Here is a 20049-nt window from a genome sequence, read left to right as displayed (position 1 = left end):
GTCGACTGCGCGGAATGGTTTGCGGGCGATATGCTCGGCCAAATCGCCTTAGCGCCCGATTTTTTCCGTTTTCCCTATTCGCCCCAGTACCGCCTTGCCAACCCAGTTGCAGACGCGCTCCCCGACCCCGTACTCAATCCAGAACTCGGCATTTGCGCCCTGCATTTGCCACCACGCCACCACTGCACGTGCCATGAACTTCAGCCGATCCGCGTGCGGCTCGACCTCCAGCAGGCTGAGGAATGCGAAAGCGACGAACATAGACCCGGATGCCTGCTCCGTTAATGGCGTGAGCAAGGACAGCAGCAAGGCAGTACGCGCGGCCCCAAGGGGGTGAACGTAGCAGCAAGGGCCTCGTCCGATGTTGTGTTGCCCCATGAACATCGCAGCAACCGCTCCGGCAACATGAAGTTCTATTCCCGAGGAGCACTTGGATGCCGAGCGGCGCCATCTCTGGGTCGCCACGAGCTGCTGCGCCAGCGTCTCGCGGATTGATACGGCTGTGCTGTCCGACACCACCTTGCCGTCCAGCCACAGCGGATCCAACGCATGCAGCACAGCTTCCATGGCATCGAACAATGGCTCTTCCGGCAATTGAGCGAGGGGTTTAAGCACATACTCTTCAATTCCCCCGTCGCCGATCGAGACCGCTGCTGCGAGCGCGGCTGTGAAATAGGCATCGTTCCACTCGAACGACAGGTCGCCTGGCTCCTCATCGGGTCCACAACCTATCCCATTGGCTCCAGCGGTCCAAGCCCAGCAATGACGCACCAAGGCACAGAGCAAATCGGGCCGAGTCGCACGCCAGAGTTCGACCGCGAGCGACAGCCATTGCGCCGCTGCGCCCGCGTCCAGCGCAAAGACGCGCGACAGTACATCGGATTGCTTCTGTCTCGGCTGCAACTCGCCTGCAAACCTCTCAACAACTTATTGATGCAAACGGTTCAAGGCGAACTTGGGTGGTGCGGCTGGCTGGGATCGAACCAGCCCAATCGTTGCGAGCTCAATCCTGATCAACATCGCGCCCAGGCCTGTGAGAAACCCATTTTCTTCAACCAGCCGCCAGCTTGCGCGCCCGCAGCCGCGCGAAATTCATCGCCACCGCCACTGCCCCCAGTGCGCCGGCCGCAATCACCGTCGTGGTACCGATCCCCTCCACCAGCGCCCCCGCCAATGCCATCCCGGCGGATTGCCCGAGCAGGAAGCAGGACGAAAAGGCCGATACCGCCGCGCCACGCCGTTCCGGCGCCATCTGCGTGGCGTTGATTTGCAAGGTGTTATGCAGCATGTAGAACCCAAGCCCGGCCAACAGGCATCCGGGAATCGCCCACGGCCACGAAGGCGCCAGCGCCGCCAGCAACAAGCCCGCACCCAGAATCGTCCCGCCCCAGCGTGCCAGGCCCACTTCCCCAAGGCGCCTGACCAGCATGCCCGAGGTCGTCGCAAACAGCACCCCGCCCAGTCCGAACAGCATCACCAGGCTGCCGGCCTTCGACAGCGATACCCCGTGCAGGCGATGCAGGTGCGAAGCAATGAAGGGGAAGGCGCCATACACGAACGCGCCTTCCACGAACACCGTCAGCAGCACCACGCGCGCCCAGCGCGAGGACAGCACATGGCCAAACTCGGCGAGCATGCGGCGCACCGCGTGGCCTTCCGCCTTGCGCACCTGGCGCGCGCGCTCGGGCAGGCGCCGGTTCATCGACAGCAGCGCCACCGAGAGTGCGGCGAACGCCAGCGCAATGCCAAAGAACGGCGCGCGCCAACCCAGGTAGTCGGCCGCCAGTCCGCCCACCATCACGCCGCACGACAAGCCGCCAATCTGCCCCAGCAGGAAGCGCGCCAGGACCGGCTGGCGCCGCTCGTAAGGCACCACATCGCCGATCCACGCCATCGACAAGGGAATGGTCCCGGCGGCAGTGGCGCCCGCCAGCAGGCGCGCACCCAGCAGCATCGGGAAGCTTGGCGCCAGCCCGCATAGCGTCGCGGTGAACGCGCAGGCCACACAGGCCCAACCGACCACGACGTACTTGCCGAAGCGGTCGCCCAGGGGGCCGAAGAACAGCTGCGACGCACCCCATGCGATGGCGAAGCAGGTGATGACCGCCGATGCCACGCCCAGCGAAACGCTGAACTCGCTGGCCAGGTTCGGCAGCTGGGCGTCGGCCACGCGCGACGACATCGCGCTGCAAAACGCCGCCAGCGACAGCCACAGAATGGCCGTCACTGGAATCGTGGTGGCCGCCGCCGGCGCCTGATGAGCTGGTACTTCCGTCAGTCTTCCCCCTCGGCGAAAAAGTCGCCAACCAGCTGGTTGAAGCGCGCCGCATGCTCGATCTGGGTCCAGTGACCGCACTGCCCGAACACGTGCAGCTGCGATTTCGGAATCAGCCCGAACAGCTGGTACGAGCTCTCCAGCGGTATTACTTTGTCCTCGCGGCCGTGGACCACCATGGTCTCGTGCGGCAGCGCGCGGATTGCTTCCACCGGGCTCGCCAGCCCATCGACGCCACGCTGGCGCGGCGCCGGGAACATTTGCGAAAACGCTTCCTGGAATCCAGGCCGGATACTCGCCTCGTAGCGCATCCGCGCCAGCTCGTCATTGACCAGGTTGCGGTTGTACGCGAACACGTCGAGCAGGCCACGCATGTTGTCGAGCGACGGCGTGTAGCCCCACACCCGGTCGAGGCCCTCGGTGATCGGAAACGCGATGCCGGCGCTGCCCATCAGCACCAGGCGGTTGACCCGCTGCGGCGCGCGGATCGCCAGCGCCAGCGCCAGCCCGCCGCCGAACGAGTTGCCGACCACGTGCGCGCGCTCGATGCCCAGCGCGTCCATGAAGTCGATGATGTGGCTGACCCAGGTGTCCATGTTGTATTGGACGCCCGCCGGGCGCTCGGTGTAGCCGAAGCCCACCATGTCGGGCGCCAGCACGCGGAACTGTCTGGCCAGCGCCGGCATGGTCAGGCGCCAGTTGGCCCAGCCGGTCACGCCCGGGCCGGAACCGTGGATCAGCAGCACCGGCGCTCCCTCGCCCTGCTCGTGGTAGTTCGTCTTGACGCCGTTGGCAACGACGGTCTTGCCGATTTCTGGGTTCGGATTGGTCGTCATGATCAGCGCCCCAGGTCCTTGGCGCTGACGCCGCCGATACCCCAATTGGTGTTCGGCACGTCATGCATCCAGACGCGCACGTTTTCCTTCGGCGCACCCACCGCCTCGGACAGCGCCTGCGTCACCTTCTCGATGACGGCGCGCTTCTGTTCCTCGGTCCGGCCTTCCAGCAGATAAATCTGAGCGAACGGCATGATGAATTCCTTTGATAAGTATTTTATACGAAGCGCATGCCAACACTGCCCATGCCCTGAATACGCAGGCAAACCGAATCGCCGGCCTGCACCGCCACCGCTTCCGTTATGCCGCCCGACAGAATCAGGCTGCCGGCCGGGATTTCCTCGCCGCGCGCACCGAGATGGTTGGCCAGCATCGCGATGGCCGCGGCCGGGTGGCCCAGCACGGCCGCGCCGGCGCCGAAGGCCACCGGCTCGCCATTCTTTTCCAGTACGATGCCGGCCGTGCGCAGGTCTACTTCGCCCACAGCGACCGGGCGGCTGCCGACCACGAAGCGCACTGCCGACGTGTTATCCGCAACGACGCTCTTCAGGTCGAACTTGAAGTCGCGGTAGCGCGAATCGATGACCTCGATCCCCGGCATGACGAAATCGGTCGCCGCCAGCACCGCGCCGATGTGGCAGCCGGGGCCCTTCAGTGCGCGCTTGGTGACGAAGGCGATCTCCGGCTCCACCTTCGGGTGGATCAGCTGCGCCACCTTGCACTCGCCGCCGTCCGGCACCGCGAAGGAATCGGCCAGGAACCCGAAGACCGGTATTTCGACGCCCATCTGCTTCATCTTTGCGTGCGAGGTGAGGCCGGCCTTGAGGCCGACGATCCTGCCGCCGCGCGCTACCTTGCGGCGCCTTATCTCGTCCTGGATCGCGTAGGCGTCGTCCCAGTCCATGCCCGGATAATCCTCAGTGATCTTGGTGGTGTCGCGTGCCTCCAGTTCGCAGTCTTCCAGGTGCTGCGCGAGGCGTACGATGGTTGCGTGGTCGAGATTCATGCTGCCATCCTCCGCTCGCGCGCCAGGGTCATTGCGGTGTCCTCGATCATGTCTTCCTGACCCGCCACCATGCCGCGCCGCCCCAGCTCCACCAGGATGTCGCGCGCCGACACGCCGTACTTCGCCGAGGCGCGCTTGGCGAACAGCAGGAAGGTCGAGTACACGCCGGCATAGCCCAGGGTCAGCGCGTCGCGGTCGATGCGCACCATGTGGTCCATCATCGGCAGCACGATGTCTTCGGCCACGTCCATGATCTGGTACAGGTCAACGCCGGTCTCGATCTCCATGCGGTTGCAGACTGCCACGAACACTTCGAGCCGGGTATTGCCGGCGCCCGCGCCCAGGCCGTTGGTCGAGCCGTCGATGCGCACCGCGCCCGCTTCCACGGCGGCCAGCGAATTGGCCACGCCCATCGCCAGGTTGTCATGGCCGTGGAAGCCGATCTGGGTCTCGGGCCTGAGCACGGCGCGCAGCGCGGCCACGCGCTCGGTCACGCCGTCCGGCAGCAGGTAGCCGGCCGAATCGGTCACGTACACGCATTCGGCGCCGAACGACTCCATCAGCTTGGCCTGCCCGGCCAGCTTCTCGGGGGTATTCATGTGCGCCATCATCAGGAACCCGACGGTGTCGAGGCCCAGCTTGCGCGCCACCGCGATGTGCTGCTCCGCCACGTCGGCTTCGGTGCAGTGGGTCGCCACCCGCACCGTGTGCAGGCCGCAGTCGTGCGCCGCGCGCAGGTGGTCGACGGTGCCGATGCCGGGCACCAGCAGCGCCGACACTTTGGTGCGCTTGAGGTGCGGCAGCACCGCGTTGAGGTACTCGACATCGCTATGCAGCGGAAAGCCGTAGTTCACCGAGCCGCCGCCGAGGCCGTCGCCATGGGTGATCTCGAGCAGCGGCATGCCGGCTTCGTCGAGACCCTTGGCCACCGCGATCATCTGCTCGATCGTGATCTGGTGGCGCTTCGGGTGCATGCCGTCGCGCAGCGTATTGTCATGCAAAATAATCTTCCGGCCTTTAAGGTTCATCTCTTGTCTCCTTGGGTCAGGCAGCCACGCGTTCGAGCGTCAGGCTGCCGTTCAGCAGTTCTTCGGCAAACATCTCGGCGGTGCGGGCGGCGGCCGCCGTCATGATGTCGAGGTTGCCGGCGTATTTCGGCAGGTAGTCGCCCAGCCCTTCCACTTCAAGGAACACCGAGACGCGGTTGCCGTCGAAGACCGGGCCGTTGACCAGTTTGTAGCCGGGCACGTATTTCTGCACATCGGCGATCATGGCGTGGATCGAGGCGGTGATGCGCTCCTCGTCGGGTGCGGACTCGGTCATGCAGTGCACGGTGTCGCGCATGATGATCGGCGGCTCGGCCGGGTTCAGCACGATGATCGCCTTGCTCTCCCTGGCGCCGCCCACGTCGCGAATCGCGCCGGCCGTGGTGCGGGTGAATTCGTCGATGTTCTTGCGGGTGCCGGGACCGGCGGAGCGCGACGCGACGGTGGCGATGATCTCGCCGTACGCCACCGGCTGCACGCGCGACACCGCAGCGACCATCGGGATCGTCGCCTGGCCGCCGCAGGTGACCATGTTCACGTTCATTTCGCCCTTGCCGACCAGGGCCTTCAGGTTCACCGGCGGGATGCAGAACGGGCCGATCGCGGCCGGCGTGAGGTCGATCATCAGCACGCCCAGCGCGTTGAGCTTGCGCGAATTTTCGGCGTGGACATAGGCGCTGGTGGCGTCGAACGCGATCTGCACGCCGTCTTCGATGACGTGCGGCAGCAGGCCGTCAACGCCGTCGGCGGTGGTCTTGATGCCCATCTCGCGGGCGCGCGTCAGGCCGTCCGACGCCGTGTCGATGCCCACCATCCAGACCGGTTCCAGCACGGCGCTGCGCTGCAGCTTGGCCAGCAGGTCGGTGCCGATATTGCCCGGCCCGATCACTGCGCATTTGATTTTTTTCATGGAAGATGCTCCGATAAAGTCGTTAGGTAAAGCCAGGTCCTGGACGTCAATGGAAGCGCACCGAGCAGCCGCCAAGGCCGCCGATGCTGACGCGGAAGCTGTCGCCGGCCTTGGCGGGGAACATCGCCGCCAGTGCGCCGGACAGGATGACTTCGCCGGCCTTGAGCGGAATCCCAAGCGCGCCCATGGTGTTGGCCAGCCACGCCACCGCATTTACCGGCGAACCGAGGGCCGCGGCGCCGGCCCCGGTGGCGATGATTTCGCCGTTGCGCTCAAGGACCATGCCGCACAGCGAGAGGTCGATCTTGCGCGGATCGACCGCCTGGTCGCCCAGCACGAACACGCCGCACGAAGCGTTGTCGGCCACGGTGTCGCCGATCTTGATCTTCCAGTCGCGGATGCGCGAGTCGACGATCTCGAAACAGGGCATCACGCATTCGGTGGCGGCCAGCACCTCGGCGTTGGTCACGCCGGGGCCCATCAGGTCCCTTTTCAGAATGAAGGCGATTTCGCCCTCGGCCTTCGGCTGGATCAGGGTGTCGATTGGCACCGAGGCGCCTTCGTTGTAGATCATCCCGTCGAGCATGTAGCCGAAGTCGGGCTGGTACACGCCGAGCATGTTCATCACGGCGCGCGAGGTGACGCCGATCTTCTTGCCGATGATGCGCTCGCCGGCTTCGACCCGGCGTTCGATCATGCGCTGCTGGATACGGTAGGCATGTTCCACCGTGAGCTCGGGGTGGCGCGCGGTCAGCGGATCGACCACCGAACGCGTGATCAGGGCCTGGTACAGTTCGTCGCCGAGCCGGGTAATGAGGGTCTTGTCCATGGTCACAGTTTGATGCACACGTTTTTAAGTTCGGTATAAAACTCGAGCGAATGGACGCCGCCTTCGCGCCCGATGCCCGACTGCTTGGAGCCGCCGAATGGCGTGCGCAAATCGCGCAGGAACCAGGAGTTGACCCAGACGATGCCCGCTTCCAGTACGCCGCCGAGGCGATGCGCGCGCTGCAGGTTGGTGGTCCACACCGCCGCGGCCAGGCCGTAGGGGTTGTCGTTGGCGCGGCGGATGACTTCTTCTTCGCTGTCGAATGGGGAGATGTGGCAGCACGGGCCGAAGATCTCGTCGCGCATCACCGCCGCGCTGTCGGGCAGGCCGGTCCAGATGGTCGGCTCGACCCACGAGCCGGCTTTCAGTGCGGCCGGCATGTCCGGAACCCCGCCGCCGGTGACGACGGTGGCGCCCTCTTCCACCGCCTTGCGGTAGTACGACAGCACCTTGTCGCGGTGCTCCTGCGAGATCAGGGGCCCCATCTTGCTGGCCGGGTCGGCGGGCAGGCCGGGCTTCATGCTCTCGGCGCCGCGCTTCAGGCGGCTGACGAATTCGTCGAAGATCGGGCGCTCGACGTACACGCGCTCGGTGCCCAGGCATACCTGGCCGCAGTTGGCAAAGGTGGAGCGCAAGGTGCCTTCGATGGCGGCGTCCATGTCGCAATCGGCAAAGACGATGGCGGCGTTCTTGCCGCCCATTTCGAGCGACACAGGACGGGCGCCGTCCGCTGCGGCCTTCATGATGGCCGCGCCGGTGCGCGTCTCGCCGGTGAAGGTGATGGCGGAAACGCCGGGGTGGGTGGTCAGGAACTCGCCGGCGGCGTCCGGGCCGAAGCCGTTGACGACGTTGAACACGCCCTTCGGCATGTCCACCTTGTTCATCACTTCGCCCAGCAGGGCGGCGGTCTGCGGCGTTTCCTCGGAAGGTTTGACGACGACCGTGTTGCCGCACGCGAGCGCCGGGCCGAGTTTCCAGGTCATCAGCAGGAACGGCAGGTTCCACGGGCAGATGACCGCCACCACGCCGACCGGGCGGCGCAGCGAATAGTTCAGCGCGCCGCGTCCGTCGGGGGTGGCCATTTCGAAGAATTCGGACGGCACGTTCTTGACCACGTCAGCGAAGATCTTGAAGTTGGCGGCGCCGCGCGGCACGTCGACGTGGCGGATGAAGTGGGACGGCTGGCCGATGTCGCTCATTTCGGCTTCGGCGAAATCGTCGAAGCGGCGGGTGATTTCGTCGGCCACCGCGTACAGCATGTCGACGCGGTCGGCGACCGCCAGCTTGCCCCAGGGGCCGTCTAGCGCGCTGCGGGCGGCGCGTACCGCGGCATCGACCTCGGGCTTGCCGGCGGCCGCGACGCGGGCGATCACCTTGCCGTCGTACGGGGTCGTCTTGTCGAACCAGTCGGTGGTTGCGACAAATTCGCCGTTGATGAAGTTAAGTATTTCTTTCATTGGTAAGGTCCTTGGATTCGCGGTTACGACTCAAGCGACGCGGCGGCCAGGCCGGCGCGCGCGGATGGATCCATGCAGCGCGGGCACGCGTGCCCACGCATGCATCCGTCCTGGTCAGGTGTACACGGTCGTGAAGCTCTCCTCCAATACCCCGGTGTGATAGAAGATACTGCGCCCGGCCTGGTCCTCGGTCCAGGTCACGACCGGCTTGTCGCGCTGCGCCTGGTAGCCGAGCCCCGCAAAGGTCTCGTTGCGGTTGCCCGACGGGTCGAAGAAATAAATCGTCTCGCCGCGCGTGAGGCCGTGGCGCGTCGGCGCCACGTCGATCCGCACCCGGTTCTTGGCCATGATGTCGCCCGCCTTCAGGATGTCGTGCCACGAATCGAGGAAGAACGACAGGTGGTGCAGGCCGGCGCGCTCGCCGCCGACGAAGGCGATGTCGTGCGGCTTGCTCGAATGCGACAGGAACGACGCCAGCTGGAACGCGCCGTCCGGCCCCACCGTGATCTGCTCGGTCTGGAAGAAGTTGAGCGCCTCGATGAAGAACCTGGTGTTTTCCGCGACCTTGTTGATGCCGTTGGCGGGGTCGAATTCGCACATCAGCAGGCAATGGTCGAGCCAGTGCGCGCCGGCGCCGCGCACGTCGTCCGGCCACGGGTCGGGGTTGGTCGAGCCGACGTCGGTGCCGACGCATTCCTTCTGCGCAAACAGGCGCATCTCGTGCCCGCTGGGCATGGCAAAGCGCAGCATGCGCCCGCAGTCGGGCAGGCTGCCTGCCGCCAGGTGCTCGACCGCGATCCCGTGCGCGCCGATCCGCTCGGCCAGCGCATCGAGGTCGCTGTCGCGCTCGACCTTGTACGCCACATGGTTGAATCCCGCCTGGTCCGATGGCGTCAGGATCACCGAATACTTGTCCCACTCGTCCCAGCATTTGAGGTACACATTGCCCTCGGCGTCGGTGTGGGTGGTCTTCATGCCGACCACCTTTTCGTAATGATTCACCGATGCCGCCATGTCCATCACCTTGATACTGATGTGGCCTATCCGCATGACACCCATTTCTGTCTCCTTTTTTGTAATTCGGTTGTTATCGATTTTGCTCGTCTGGCGCAGCTGGCGAACGCAGGAAGGCTTTCTTCATCTTGCCCACCACTTCCAGCTCCACTTCGCAGTCGGGCACCACGCGGCATGCCAGCACCACGCCCGCTGCTTCTTCCTGCTCGGTTACGTGGGCGCGGCTCATGGCGCCCGACTTGTGGACCTCGCCGGCGCGGATCGCCACCTTGCACACGCCGCAGCCGCCGTTCAGGCAGCCCGCCGGAATGCATTTGCGGCCGATGCGCGCCATCCCCTGCAAGATCGTTTCGCTGCTGCCGCACTGGTAGGTTTCGCCGGTTTCGCGGACCCGCACCGTGTGCTTGCAAGCCCCCACGTCGAGCCCTTCGGTTGTCGTCAGGGTTCCCATGTCAGATCGCCTTGAACAGTGGGCTGCGGCGCGCGGTCGACTCGGAGTCGGCGGCGGAGATGAATTTTTCCATGTACATATCCCTTTCGAACAGGCGGCCGCGGATCAGCGTCGTGATGCAGGCGTCGATCATTACCGGCGGGCCGCACATATAGGCCTTGTGCTGGCGGAAGTCACCGCCGAAATGGCGGACCGCCACCTCGTGCACGAAGCCGGTTTCGCCTTCCCATGCGTCGCTCTCGGCCGGCGCCGACAGCGCCGGCACATAGGTGAAGTTCGGGTGGCGCGCGGCCAGGTCGCGGAACAGCGCGTCGTCATACAGTTCGGCGCGGTGGCGGGCGCCGTAGACCAGCGTGATGGCGCGCGTCTCGCCGCGCTCGAGCAGGTCGAGGATCATCGATTTGGGGCTCGACAGGCCGGTGCCGCCGGCCAGGAACAGCAGCTTTTCGGGCGCCGAGCGGCGCACGAAAAAGCGGCCGTAGGGACCGTTCAGGCGCAGGCGGTCGCCTTCCCTGAGCTGGTTGTGGATATAGCCGGTGGCCTGGCCGCCGGGCACGTTGCGGATATTGAGCTCGATCATCCGTTTTTGCGACGGTGCGTTGGCGAGCGAGAACGCGCGCGGCTGGTCCAGCCCCGGCACGTGCAGGTTCACGTACTGGCCGGCCTGGAAATCGATGCCGTCGCCATCGAGCTCGATGTACACGCCCTTGGCGGTCGGGGTCAGGTCGACGATCTTCGCCACGGTGCCGGTGAAGTCCTGCATCGGATGCATCTCGGCGTCGGGTTCCTCGTCGATCTCCGCTTCGATCACGATATCGCACGAGGCGGTCGCCACGCATGCCAGGCACTTGCCTTCGTCGCGCTCGAAATCCATCAGCGCGAACGGCGAGGCGTCGCCGATATCGACTTCGCCCTCCACCACCTGCACCTTGCAGGTGCCGCACAGGCCATGCAGGCATGCGTGGGGGATGTAGACGCCGGCGCGCAGGGCGGCGTCGAGCAAGGTCTGCCCGGCCTCGACCTCGACGGTCTGGCTCAGGGGTTCGATACACATTCTCGCGTTCATGCCAGCTCCTCAGAAACCCGTGTTGCCGATGCCGTTCAAGCCGGGGGTGGCCAGGCGCAGCAGCGATTTGTGGCCGACGCCGTTCTCGGCGATGCTGCGGTCCATGTCGGGCGTGAAGCGCGCGCCGTCGAGCGACCATTCGGTCGCGGCCCAGTCGATCCGGGCGAAATCGGGATGGACGCCGTACACCGACGGCAGCAGGTCCTTGACCAGCGCCGCGAACGGCATCTGCGGCGGCAGCGGAAAGGCGCCGGCGAACGGGAACATCAAGTGCTCGTCCCATCCGATGTACACCACCTGGTTGCCGTGGAAATTCTCGACTGCGTCCGCGTTCGGGCCGCTGTAGTTTTCGTATGCTGCTTTGACTGCCATGCTTGTCTCCTGATTGGGTGGTGCTTGCGCCGGACGATCCGCGGCCGGCGCCTGGTGTCACGCTGCCTCGTCGTCCTTGTTCAGGCCCTTCCACTCGTTCCAGTTGGCGTTATCGCGCGAATGCAGGAACTCGCCGGGGTCGTTCTCGGAGAAGTGGTAGTACTTGAGGACATCGGGAATCGTCGGGCCGCCGCAGTTGCCCTGGAAAATCTGGTGCGGCGGCAGCCAGGCCTGCACGTATTTTTCAGGCTCGTGGTCGAACACCGACTTGCAGCCGTCGGAACAGAAGTGGAATTTGTCGCCGTTATAGGTGCTGTGCTTGTACACGCGCTCGGTCGGCTTGCTGGTGTCGGTAAAGACCATCGGGATCTGGCAGGTCTGGCACAGCTGCGGCAGTGCGGCGGAGTAGAAGCGCTTGCCGGCCTTTTCCTGGGCGCGCAGGTATTCGAAGCGCGGGCGGTAATACTTGTCGAAGGTGTTCGGGTATTTTTCGGACAGCCAGTCCAGCTCGGAGTCCTCGGGCACCCAGGTGTGGAAGCCGGCGGCGTTGCCGACGCTGTAGAAGGTCAGCCACAGCTGGTGGGTGATGTGTTCCTTCTCCTCGACCGATTTCTCCCAGAACTTGGGCATCGTGATGCCGTAGCGTGCCAGGTCGTCGAACAGCGCCTTGCCGTTCTGCTCGAAGTACATCTCCCAGCCTTCTTTCCACGACATCACGCGCTTCGGATGCATGTAGTCCATCATCATGCCGACGATGCCGAGCAGGCGGTAGCCGCGCCAGAAGTACTTGTCGATCCAGCGCTGCACGATGGGCAGGTTGTCGGGATGCTGCTCGAGGATGAACTTGATCACCTCCAGCCCCAGCGTCATGTGGCGCGATTCGTCCGACTGGGCCGAGAAACCGAAGTTCACGGTGGCCATGTCGCCGTTGTAGGCGGCGCCCGACATGAAGGGCATGAACAGCAGGTTGGTCAGCACGTACTCGAACGAGAACGAGATGGCGGTGACGAATTCGAACGGGCCGGCCGACAGCGCGTCCTCGAAATACGATTTCGGCACCGACAGGTACCAGGCGCGGTCGTACATGTGGAACGGGTCGTGCAGGCCGTCGAAGTACTTGTTGTACTGGCTGATGGTGTGCAGCTGGGTCTGCGCGTGGCGCAGTTCGTCGATCGACTGCATCTGCGAGGCGACCTGGGCGCCGACACCGGGGAAGGCGCGGCCGGCCATGGCAAAGCCGCGGTGGGCGCCGTATTCGAGCGGGGTGACCGCCGTCAGGAAGATCTTCAGGCTGTTGATGTAGCGCGCGTCCGAGACGCCCAGGTGCGCGTTGTTTTGGGTAAAGGCGTCGATCACCGCGTACAGCTTGCGCTCCTTTTCGCCCTGGTATTTCCAGTAGGCGTCCATGGTCAGGCGGAACGGGTCTTCCCACTTGCTCCAGTCTTCGATCTTGATGCCTTCGAAGTCGCACAGCGGGAATACCTCGGACTGCGACTTGTACGAAAAATCCCAGGCCAGGTCGCTGGTCATGGTGGTGTACTTGTCCTTCAAACTCATTTTCTTGGCTTGGGCCACGATTGTCTCCTGTGATGTTTTGAGGTTGCGCCTGGGTCAGACGCGTTCCAGCGCAAAGTAGTCGTCGGTCTCGTCGATATTTCCGGACAGCGACACCAGCGTCAGGTGGATGTCCTGCGGGTCCCATGGGCGGCCGATGCGCTCTTCGACGCTTTCACGCTTGACCACCAGGCGCCCGGGGGCGTCGATCTTGTAGAGGCCCGGGTACTGCGTGATCGTGGCGTGCGGGTTGTCGGCCTCGATAGCCTCGCGGATCGGGCGTGCTTCTTCGTTGTCCTGCAAGGCCAGGAAAACCATTTTTTCAGTCATGTTCTGTCTCCGCTTTCAGGTATTAAAGGCCGCTCTTGGCCAGGCGTTCGGCCAGCTGGCCGGCGCAGGCATCGAGTTCGGTGCCGGCCTGGGTGCCGAACGCCGCCGCGGCGACCGGCTGCAGCGCCTGCAGTACCTGCGGCTGCCACTTGCCGACCCACTGCGCCAGTTGCTCCTTGTTGGCCGGCGATTCGGCGGCGGCGATCTTCAGCACCGCGCCAGTCCAGCGAGCGTGTTCGTCGAACCACTCGCTCATGAACTCGGTCAGCATCGCGAAGCTGGTCTGCCCCGATGCGCTGGCCAGGTTGCCGAATGACTGGTACACCAGCGGATACAGCAGGCCGTCGAGCACCACGTTCTGCGCCACGAACAGTTCGAACCAGTCTTCGGTGACCAGCATGTTCTCGGCCAGCGCGCGCATGCCCTGCCACGCCGGGTCGTTCTGCCATGCGGCCTTGGCGGTCTTGAGTGCGGTGTCGGTGCCGTCCGCCAGCATCAGGCCGATGCGGGTGATGTACTGGGCAATCCCCAGCCGGTCCATCGCGCACATCATCGTGGCCTGGGTGACCGACACACCGTAGCCCTTGGCCGACATCGCGCAGTTGTTGAGGTTGGCCGCGTACTCGAGATGGCGCAGCGGCAGCAGCAGGTACTCGATTTGCGCGCGCAGTCCGGCGGGGATGGTCGCCAGCATCTGGCGCTTTTCGACAAAGGCAAAGTTGCGTTCGGCCGCATCCTGCTGCTTGCTGCGGGTGATGGTCCAGGCACCGTAGTAGTATTGGCGTGGGTCCAGCAGGCGATACCAGTCGGCCATCTCGATCGCGGTGTTGCGCTTGTCGAAGATGGCGCGGTCCTTCGACCACAGCGGCTGGTAGTGGAAGTTCGTTTCCGGCTGCAGCCCAATGGTCGCCTCAAGGTAGCGCGAGGCCGGCTTGTCGGTGCCGGTGAAGCGCGCCACGGCGTCGAAAGTATGGCGCAGCGGCTTGATGTTCAGGCTCTTGATGTCAACTTGCATCCCATGTCTCCTTGTAAAATTATTTGATCCGGCGCAGCGGAATGCCGGGCTCGGACGGCGTGATCAGGCCGGGCGCGCCAGTGTCGATGAAGCGGACCTGATTGATTGCGCAAAACTCCTGAAAGGCGGCCGCGGGCAGGATCAGTTCCACGCACAGGTCGCGGTCGGCGACGAAGAATTCGAACTCGATGAAGCCGTTTTCCGTTTCATTGGTAACTCTTACCCAGCGGTTATTTGCATTGACTTCGGACATCAGCCGCCCCTATATTGAAAAAGACAAATAAGAAACCGACATATGCGGTATTCATCTAACGCATAGCAAACGGTGTGCCAGCTTGATTCCTCAAGTGCGTTTGCTGCACCGCGAGCACGGCAATATGATTGGGCGCGGCCAAGTCAATACGGAGCATGGATGCTGCGAACGCACAAAGTTGTCCATGAGTATCAATTAGTCAATTCATGAAATTCGCCCAAAAGCGCATGTCATCAAAAGCTTAAAAAAAAACGGCAGTGCTGGCGCCTGAGATTAGAACGAGGAGACCATGCAGTCGAAATCCACAGTGGCCGACGCCGGGGCCGGGCCGGGCGTGAGCCTGCGCCTTCACATCCCCGACAAGATCGAGGACAAGATATTTCCAAATATTCGCGACCTGGCCGAACGGCTGCATTTCAGCCCGACCGACGGCCGCATCTGGCTCGACGACAGCCGTATGATCCTGCTGCGCACCGAGGCCTTCGGGGCCTTGCGCCAGGAACTGATCGAATCGCTGGGGGTCGAGTCGGCGCGCGGCCTGCTGACCCGTATGGGCTACCTGGCCGGCTCCAAGGACGCGGCGCTGGCGCGCAAGGTGCGGCCCGGCGACAACCAGACCAATATGTTCATGGTCGGTCCGCAAATGCACGGCCTCGAAGGCGTGGTGCGGGCCGAACCGGTGCGGCTCGAAATCGACAGCGCCACCGGCCATTTCTATTGCGAGGTGGTGTGGAAGGATTCGTCCGAGGACGAGTCGCACATCTCGATCTACGGGCTGGGATCGGAGCCGGCCTGCTGGATGCAGACCGGCTACGCCAGCGGCTACAGCAGCGCGTTCATGGGCAAGCGGATCCTGTTCCGCGAAGTCGAATGCAGCTCGACCGGCGCCGCCCATTGCCGCGTGATCGGCAAGCCGGTCGAAGAATGGGACGATCCGGAACTGGACATGAAATATCTGGAGGCGCAACCGTTGCAGCAGCGCCGTGGCGTGGCGCCGGGCAGCGCGCCACAGCCGGCTTCTGGCGCGCCTTTGCCAGCCGGGGGCGGCAGCGGCGGGCATGCGGTGGCAATCGGCGCCTCGGCCGGATTTTTCGGCGTGATCCACCGCATCAACCGGGTCGCGGGAACGCGCGCCACCGTGCTGCTGCTCGGCGAAAGCGGCGTCGGCAAAAGCATGTTCGCCTGCGAAGTGCACAGCAAGAGCCCGCGCGCCAACAAGCCCCTCATCCAGCTCAATTGCGCCGCGATGCCAGAGCAACTGATGGAGTCGGAATTGTTCGGGGTCGACAAGGGCGCCTACACCGGCGTCAACGAATCGCGCCCGGGCCGGTTTGAAGCGGCCGACGGCGGCACCATCTTCCTCGATGAAATCGCGTGCCTGAGCCTGACGGCGCAGGCCAAATTGCTACGCGTCCTGCAGAGCGGCGAACTGGAACACCTGGGCAGCACCAGGACCCGCAAGGTCGACGTGCGGGTGGTGGCCGCCACCAACGAAAACCTGAAGGTTGCGGTCGAAGAGGGCCGGTTTCGGAAGGACCTGTATTACCGCCTGAACGTGTTCCCGATCCTGATTCCGCCGCTGCGCGAACGGCGCGCCGACATCCCGCTGCTGCTCGAAAAACTGCTGCGCGAGCTGTGCCAGCGGCACGGGCGCCAGGTTTCCGGCGTCACCAACCGCGCCATGCAGGCCTTGCTGACGCACCGGTGGCCGGGCAATATCCGCGAACTTGAAAACGTGCTCGAGCGCGGCATCATCCTGGCCGACGAAGGCGGTGCGATCGATATCCCGCACCTGTTCAGCGTCGACGAAAGTCCGGCCAACTCGACGCAGCTGGGACTGGCCGAGCTGGCCGCGCTGACGCCGGCGATGCCGAGCCTGGCCGAGACCACCGGCCTGGGGCCGGCGAGCGGCACCTCGATCGACGAGTGGGCGTCGGGCGTGATCGCGCGCCAGCAGTCCACGCTCGGCCAGATCGAGGATGCGCTGATGCAGGCGGCGCTGAAGTCGGCGCACGGCAATATCAGCAAGGCCGCCAGCCTGCTGGGCATCACGCGCGCGCAAATGGATTACCGCACCAAGAAATTGCCGCAGCCGCGCTGAGCGGGAGATCGGGCCGAGGGGCTGGACCGCGCTACCGCCACTGGGCCCTCTCAGAGCAGCTTGTCGAGGGTATCGGCAAGTTGCGCACGCGGCGCCGGTGGCGTGGCTCGACTGCTTCAAACGGGTCGAACACAGCGGACAATTTGATGGTCACCTGCGCTTTGGGGAAAAACTGGAAATTGGGAAGACGTGGCACCCGCTGGATGACATCTGGCGATAGATGTGCTTCTCGAACCGGGCGCTCTTTTGCCTTTTGACATGAAGCAACTCCGTTAGGTGGAGTTACGTATAAAACAGAAAGAAATGTTGGGATTTTCCCAAACTCTTCATGTCACGTCGAGCCTTGAAGCATCATGGCCTGAAAGGCGTATGAAGAGTGGTGCGGCTGGATGCAAGTGGTTGCCCTGCGCACGCGGGGATCGGCCCCTGCTGGCCTGCGAGTTGATCCTGCAGTTGGCGGTTGCCCCGCGCACGCGGGGATCGGCCGGCCAGCTACTGGGGGAAGCCCCGCCTCAACGCGGTTGCCCCGCGCACGCGGGGATCGGCCACAGCGTGACTATCCCGAATAGTATGCCGACCCGGTTGCCCTGCGCACGAGGGGAATCGACCTTCTTGAATGCCATGTATCGGACCGGCATATGGGGGTGTCCCGCGCATGCGGGGATTGTCCGCGATTGGCATACAAAGTGGAACGAGGTATCGAAGGGGGTATTATAAATTCATGAACCTCTTTTTAAGAATTTTCTCCTATGTCGATCCAGGAAAGTTCGGTAGAGGTAGCCGTAAATGTACAGCTTGAGCAGAATGGCGGGATGGTAGGCCGGCCGGCCCGTCTTCGCCGGCGCCACCCGAGCAAAACCCAGGCTGGCAAGATCAAGCTCGTCGACGAACACATCGACGACACGAACCGGATTATCTTCGGCCACGTAGTCGTCCAGAAGCTCGGGCAGCAGCGTGCCTTGTCCGCGGTCCTCGCCCTCAATAAAGCGCTTCATTTCGCACCCGTAGTGATGAGATACTGGCTTAACGTTGACTACGCTGCCGCCGTTTACACGTCCCTACGTTTTTACACAGTCTGGGCCGATTGCAGACCTAGGGAAGCACTGATTTATTCGCCACCAAGCGCTCCGTCGACGCTGTCCGTCTGAGATAATTTCACTTCACTCAACGCCGCCCTGTCGATCATGCAGAAAAGCTTCTCCGATCTCGAGTATGCCAACAAGAAGAAGCTGACGCGGCGTGACGTGTTTCTCGCAGAGCTCGACTCGACCACTCCGTGGGGTAAGCTGCATCAAGAAATCGAACCGTTTTACCCGAGGGTCAATGGCGCTGGCCGTCCTCCAATTGGTCTTGCGCGCATGCTGCGCATGTACGTGGCCCAACAATGCTTTGGCATGTCGGACGAAGGCATCGAGGATGCGATCTACGACAGCCAGGCGATTCGTGGTTTCGTCGGTATCGACCTCAATCGAGAGTCCGCCCCCGACGCGACGACATTGCTGAAGTTTCGGCACCTGCTCGAGGACAATGAGCTGACCAAAAAGATCTTCGACACCATCAACGGTCATCTCGCGGAAAAGGGTTTGATGATGCGCGAAGGGACTATCGTCGATGCCACGCTGATCGCGGCACCACCGTCGACGAAGAACAAAAACGGAGAGCGCGATCCGGAAATGCACCAGTCGAAGAAAGGTAACGACTGGCACTTTGGGATGAAGGCCCATGTGGGCGTTGATGCTGCGTCCGGTCTGGTGCACACCGTTATCGGCACTGCTGGCAACGTCTCCGACGTCACCCAAGCCTGTGCGCTATTGCATGGCGATGAGTCTGCTGCGCTCGGCGATGCCGGTTATCAAGGTGTCGAGAAGCGCCCGGAGAATCAGGGCAGATCGGTCACCTGGCATGTCGCAATGAAGCGATCCAAACGCAAGGCACTGCCGAAAAATAAGGTCGGTCGTATGCTTGAAAAACTGGAGCATCTCAAAGCCAGTGTGAGAGCGAAAGTCGAGCATCCGTTCCACGTCATCAAGAACCTGTTTCGTCATCGGAAGACGCGCTATCGCGGCCTGGCCAAAAATACTGCTCAGCTGTTCACGCTGTTCGGTTTCGCCAATCTGGTGCTGGCCGGCCGGCGATTTTCGATCACTGAATCCCGACGTGCGTAGGATCTCGATCGGCAAGTGAAGGAGATGGAGCACCAGATCCAGTGCTGGCATCGAGCAAATGCGTTATCGCGCAAGCTGGAGAAAATCCCGGGGATCGGCCCGATTACCGCCAGTGCCCTGGTCGCCTCGGTTGGTGATGCGAAGAGTTTTACGAACGGCCGTCAGCTAGCGGCGTGGTTAGGCTTGGTACCCAAGCAGCACTCGTCCGGCGGAAAGACGAACTTGCAGGGGATCAGCAAGCGCGGCGACAAGTATCTGCGCACGCTGCTTATCCATGGCGCTCGAGCGGTCATTCGGCAATTCGAACGCAAGGCTAATATGCAGGGCTGGCTAGCCAAGCTGCTTGGCCGACGCAACAAGAATGTAGCAGCGGTCGCACTGGCGAACAAGAATGTCAGGATTGCGTGGGCGCTGCTGGCACATGATAGGAGCTTCCGGTCCGATTACGTCGCTACGTAATCGGACCGGCGTAGAGTAACAGCAGTACAAGATTGTTGATTCCACCGATTGCACAGGCAATCATGCAGTAATGGCGTAACAGGTAAGACCGTGGTTGGTAAAGCCCTCAGTTAGGCTGGCACGCGAAGTGCGATAGAGCGATGGGGCACCAACCAGCAGATCCCATCAGGGAGAACGACGAATCGTTGCATACAAAGTCCGGATGTACGGGTGCAATCTTTACCTTCACGCAGTCACGAATTGAGTGCTTGGCAAACCGGGGGCGTCCATGTACGCCTAACAAAACACTATTGTTGCCCTGAAGAAAACAGCCGGGTACACTGAGCCGTACCGACCGTCCGCAATCGACCCAAAACGGACGGTCCTACTCATGGAGAATGTACTCTTGCAGAGCCGTGCATTTCGCCTGCGGTCGACTCGATATGACGGAAGCGCACAATAGCAAGATCTGGCCTCTTGCTATGTGGCCCAATTATTCGTTCATGGCCGCGAAGGCGGCTGCCCGGACCTCTTCGACTTCGCCCACGCCTGAGACCTTTCGGTACCTTGGTGCTCCTGACAGGCCCGACTGTGCCCATGTGTTGTAGTAATCCAGAAGAACTTCGGTCTGTTGATGAAACACGAGCAGATGCTTGAGAACGGTTTCTTCCCTGTCGTCTTCGCGCTGCACAAGTGTCTCGCCAGTGACATCATCTACACCGTCGGTTTTGGGTGGATTGAATTTGACGTGATAGACGCGGCCTGAGGATTGATGGGTGCGCCGTCCACTCATGCGCTCGACGATGAGGTTGTCGGGCACGTCAATTTCGAGCACGTAATCTACTGCTACACCGCTGTCCCTCGGTAATCCCCCCGTTTTTAGAGCGCGCTAAAAGTAGAGGTTAAGCGGCAAGGGCAAGTTTCTGTTTTG

Annotated in this window: 19 protein-coding genes, 1 tRNA gene and 3 pseudogenes; 3 read left to right on the top strand and 20 right to left on the bottom strand. The window is 63.1% G+C overall.

Annotated features, from left to right (window positions below; genetic code table 11):
* Positions 1-48 precede the first annotated feature (48 nt).
* From ACFPQ5_RS02750 to ACFPQ5_RS02665, 18 genes are all read right to left on the bottom strand, one after another.
* Positions 49-903, bottom strand: a complete 855-nt coding sequence (locus tag ACFPQ5_RS02750) for a hypothetical protein (protein ID WP_379751693.1) — start codon at positions 901-903, stop codon at positions 49-51.
* 57 nt (positions 904-960) lie between these two features.
* Positions 961-1063, bottom strand: a tRNA-OTHER gene (locus ACFPQ5_RS02745).
* Positions 1052-2227: an MFS transporter gene (locus ACFPQ5_RS02740; RefSeq protein WP_379751691.1), complete on the bottom strand. Its 1176-nt coding sequence runs from the start codon at positions 2225-2227 to the stop codon at positions 1052-1054. The genes ACFPQ5_RS02745 and ACFPQ5_RS02740 overlap by 12 nt, the downstream gene beginning before the upstream one ends.
* A 47-nt stretch (positions 2228-2274) precedes the next feature.
* Positions 2275-3111, bottom strand: a complete 837-nt coding sequence (locus ACFPQ5_RS02735) for an alpha/beta fold hydrolase (protein ID WP_034303221.1) — start codon at positions 3109-3111, stop codon at positions 2275-2277.
* Positions 3112-3113: 2 nt separating this feature from the next.
* Positions 3114-3305, bottom strand: a complete 192-nt coding sequence (locus tag ACFPQ5_RS02730; RefSeq protein WP_034303223.1) for a 2-hydroxymuconate tautomerase — start codon at positions 3303-3305, stop codon at positions 3114-3116.
* 23 nt (positions 3306-3328) lie between these two features.
* On the bottom strand, positions 3329-4117 hold the full coding sequence (dmpH, locus tag ACFPQ5_RS02725; RefSeq protein ID WP_379751689.1) for a 2-oxo-3-hexenedioate decarboxylase: 789 nt from the start codon (positions 4115-4117) through the stop codon (positions 3329-3331).
* The gene (dmpG, locus tag ACFPQ5_RS02720) at positions 4114-5145 is read right to left on the bottom strand and encodes a 4-hydroxy-2-oxovalerate aldolase (protein WP_034303227.1); all 1032 of its coding nucleotides are present in this window, start codon (positions 5143-5145) and stop codon (positions 4114-4116) included. Before dmpG ends, dmpH begins: the two co-directional genes overlap by 4 nt.
* Before the next feature lie 16 nt (positions 5146-5161).
* Positions 5162-6073, bottom strand: a complete 912-nt coding sequence (locus ACFPQ5_RS02715) for an acetaldehyde dehydrogenase (acetylating) (RefSeq protein ID WP_379751687.1) — start codon at positions 6071-6073, stop codon at positions 5162-5164.
* 46 nt (positions 6074-6119) lie between these two features.
* Entirely contained in the window at positions 6120-6902 is a 783-nt protein-coding gene (dmpE, locus tag ACFPQ5_RS02710) for a 2-oxopent-4-enoate hydratase (protein ID WP_379751685.1), read from the bottom strand.
* 2 nt (positions 6903-6904) lie between these two features.
* Complete coding sequence (locus tag ACFPQ5_RS02705) at positions 6905-8359, bottom strand: 2-hydroxymuconic semialdehyde dehydrogenase (RefSeq protein WP_379751683.1); 1455 nt, start codon at positions 8357-8359, stop codon at positions 6905-6907.
* Positions 8360-8473: 114 nt separating this feature from the next.
* Positions 8474-9418, bottom strand: coding sequence for a catechol 2,3-dioxygenase (locus tag ACFPQ5_RS02700; protein WP_379751681.1), 945 nt, complete (start codon positions 9416-9418; stop codon positions 8474-8476).
* 28 nt (positions 9419-9446) lie between these two features.
* On the bottom strand, positions 9447-9824 hold the full coding sequence (locus tag ACFPQ5_RS02695; RefSeq protein WP_379751679.1) for a 2Fe-2S iron-sulfur cluster-binding protein: 378 nt from the start codon (positions 9822-9824) through the stop codon (positions 9447-9449).
* A gap of 1 nt (position 9825) precedes the next feature.
* The gene (locus ACFPQ5_RS02690; RefSeq protein WP_379751677.1) at positions 9826-10890 is read right to left on the bottom strand and encodes an NADH:ubiquinone reductase (Na(+)-transporting) subunit F; all 1065 of its coding nucleotides are present in this window, start codon (positions 10888-10890) and stop codon (positions 9826-9828) included.
* 9 nt (positions 10891-10899) lie between these two features.
* A complete protein-coding gene (locus tag ACFPQ5_RS02685) occupies positions 10900-11262 on the bottom strand; it encodes a phenol hydroxylase subunit P4 (protein WP_379751675.1) in 363 nt (120 codons plus the stop codon).
* A gap of 57 nt (positions 11263-11319) precedes the next feature.
* Positions 11320-12837: an aromatic/alkene/methane monooxygenase hydroxylase/oxygenase subunit alpha gene (locus ACFPQ5_RS02680; RefSeq protein ID WP_379751673.1), complete on the bottom strand. Its 1518-nt coding sequence runs from the start codon at positions 12835-12837 to the stop codon at positions 11320-11322.
* A 36-nt stretch (positions 12838-12873) separates the two neighbouring features.
* Positions 12874-13146 (bottom strand): MmoB/DmpM family protein, encoded by a 273-nt coding sequence (locus tag ACFPQ5_RS02675; protein ID WP_379751671.1) that lies wholly within the window; start codon positions 13144-13146, stop codon positions 12874-12876.
* A 22-nt stretch (positions 13147-13168) separates the two neighbouring features.
* Entirely contained in the window at positions 13169-14161 is a 993-nt protein-coding gene (locus ACFPQ5_RS02670; RefSeq protein ID WP_034303247.1) for an aromatic/alkene monooxygenase hydroxylase subunit beta, read from the bottom strand.
* 19 nt (positions 14162-14180) lie between these two features.
* Positions 14181-14414 carry a phenol hydroxylase subunit gene (locus ACFPQ5_RS02665; protein ID WP_034303249.1) on the bottom strand — a complete coding sequence of 78 codons (234 nt, stop codon included), beginning with the start codon at positions 14412-14414 and terminating at the stop codon, positions 14181-14183.
* A 289-nt stretch (positions 14415-14703) separates the two neighbouring features.
* On the opposite strand from ACFPQ5_RS02665, the gene ACFPQ5_RS02660 reads away from it, so the two are divergent.
* Positions 14704-16515 (top strand): sigma 54-interacting transcriptional regulator, encoded by a 1812-nt coding sequence (locus tag ACFPQ5_RS02660; RefSeq protein ID WP_379751669.1) that lies wholly within the window; start codon positions 14704-14706, stop codon positions 16513-16515.
* A 728-nt stretch (positions 16516-17243) separates the two neighbouring features.
* On the opposite strand, the pseudogene ACFPQ5_RS02655 reads toward ACFPQ5_RS02660, so the two are convergent.
* Positions 17244-17510: pseudogene (locus ACFPQ5_RS02655) on the bottom strand (transposase); the annotation flags it as partial.
* A 189-nt stretch (positions 17511-17699) separates the two neighbouring features.
* Between ACFPQ5_RS02655 and ACFPQ5_RS02650 the strand changes: the two are divergent.
* Positions 17700-18680 (top strand): IS5 family transposase, encoded by a 981-nt coding sequence (locus ACFPQ5_RS02650; protein WP_379751667.1) that lies wholly within the window; start codon positions 17700-17702, stop codon positions 18678-18680.
* Positions 18681-19139, top strand: a pseudogene (locus tag ACFPQ5_RS02645) (IS110 family RNA-guided transposase); the annotation flags it as partial.
* A gap of 472 nt (positions 19140-19611) precedes the next feature.
* Here the strand turns inward: ACFPQ5_RS02645 and ACFPQ5_RS02640 are convergent.
* Positions 19612-19974 (bottom strand): annotated as a pseudogene (locus tag ACFPQ5_RS02640) (nucleoside monophosphate kinase); the annotation flags it as partial.
* Positions 19975-20049: the final 75 nt, after the last annotated feature.

It is taken from the genome of Massilia suwonensis (assembly GCF_042655665.1).
Classification (GTDB): Bacteria; Pseudomonadota; Gammaproteobacteria; order Burkholderiales; family Burkholderiaceae_D; genus Telluria; species Telluria suwonensis.
Note: the sequence above shows the minus strand (reverse complement) of the source record. Positions and strands in the feature narration are given on the sequence as shown.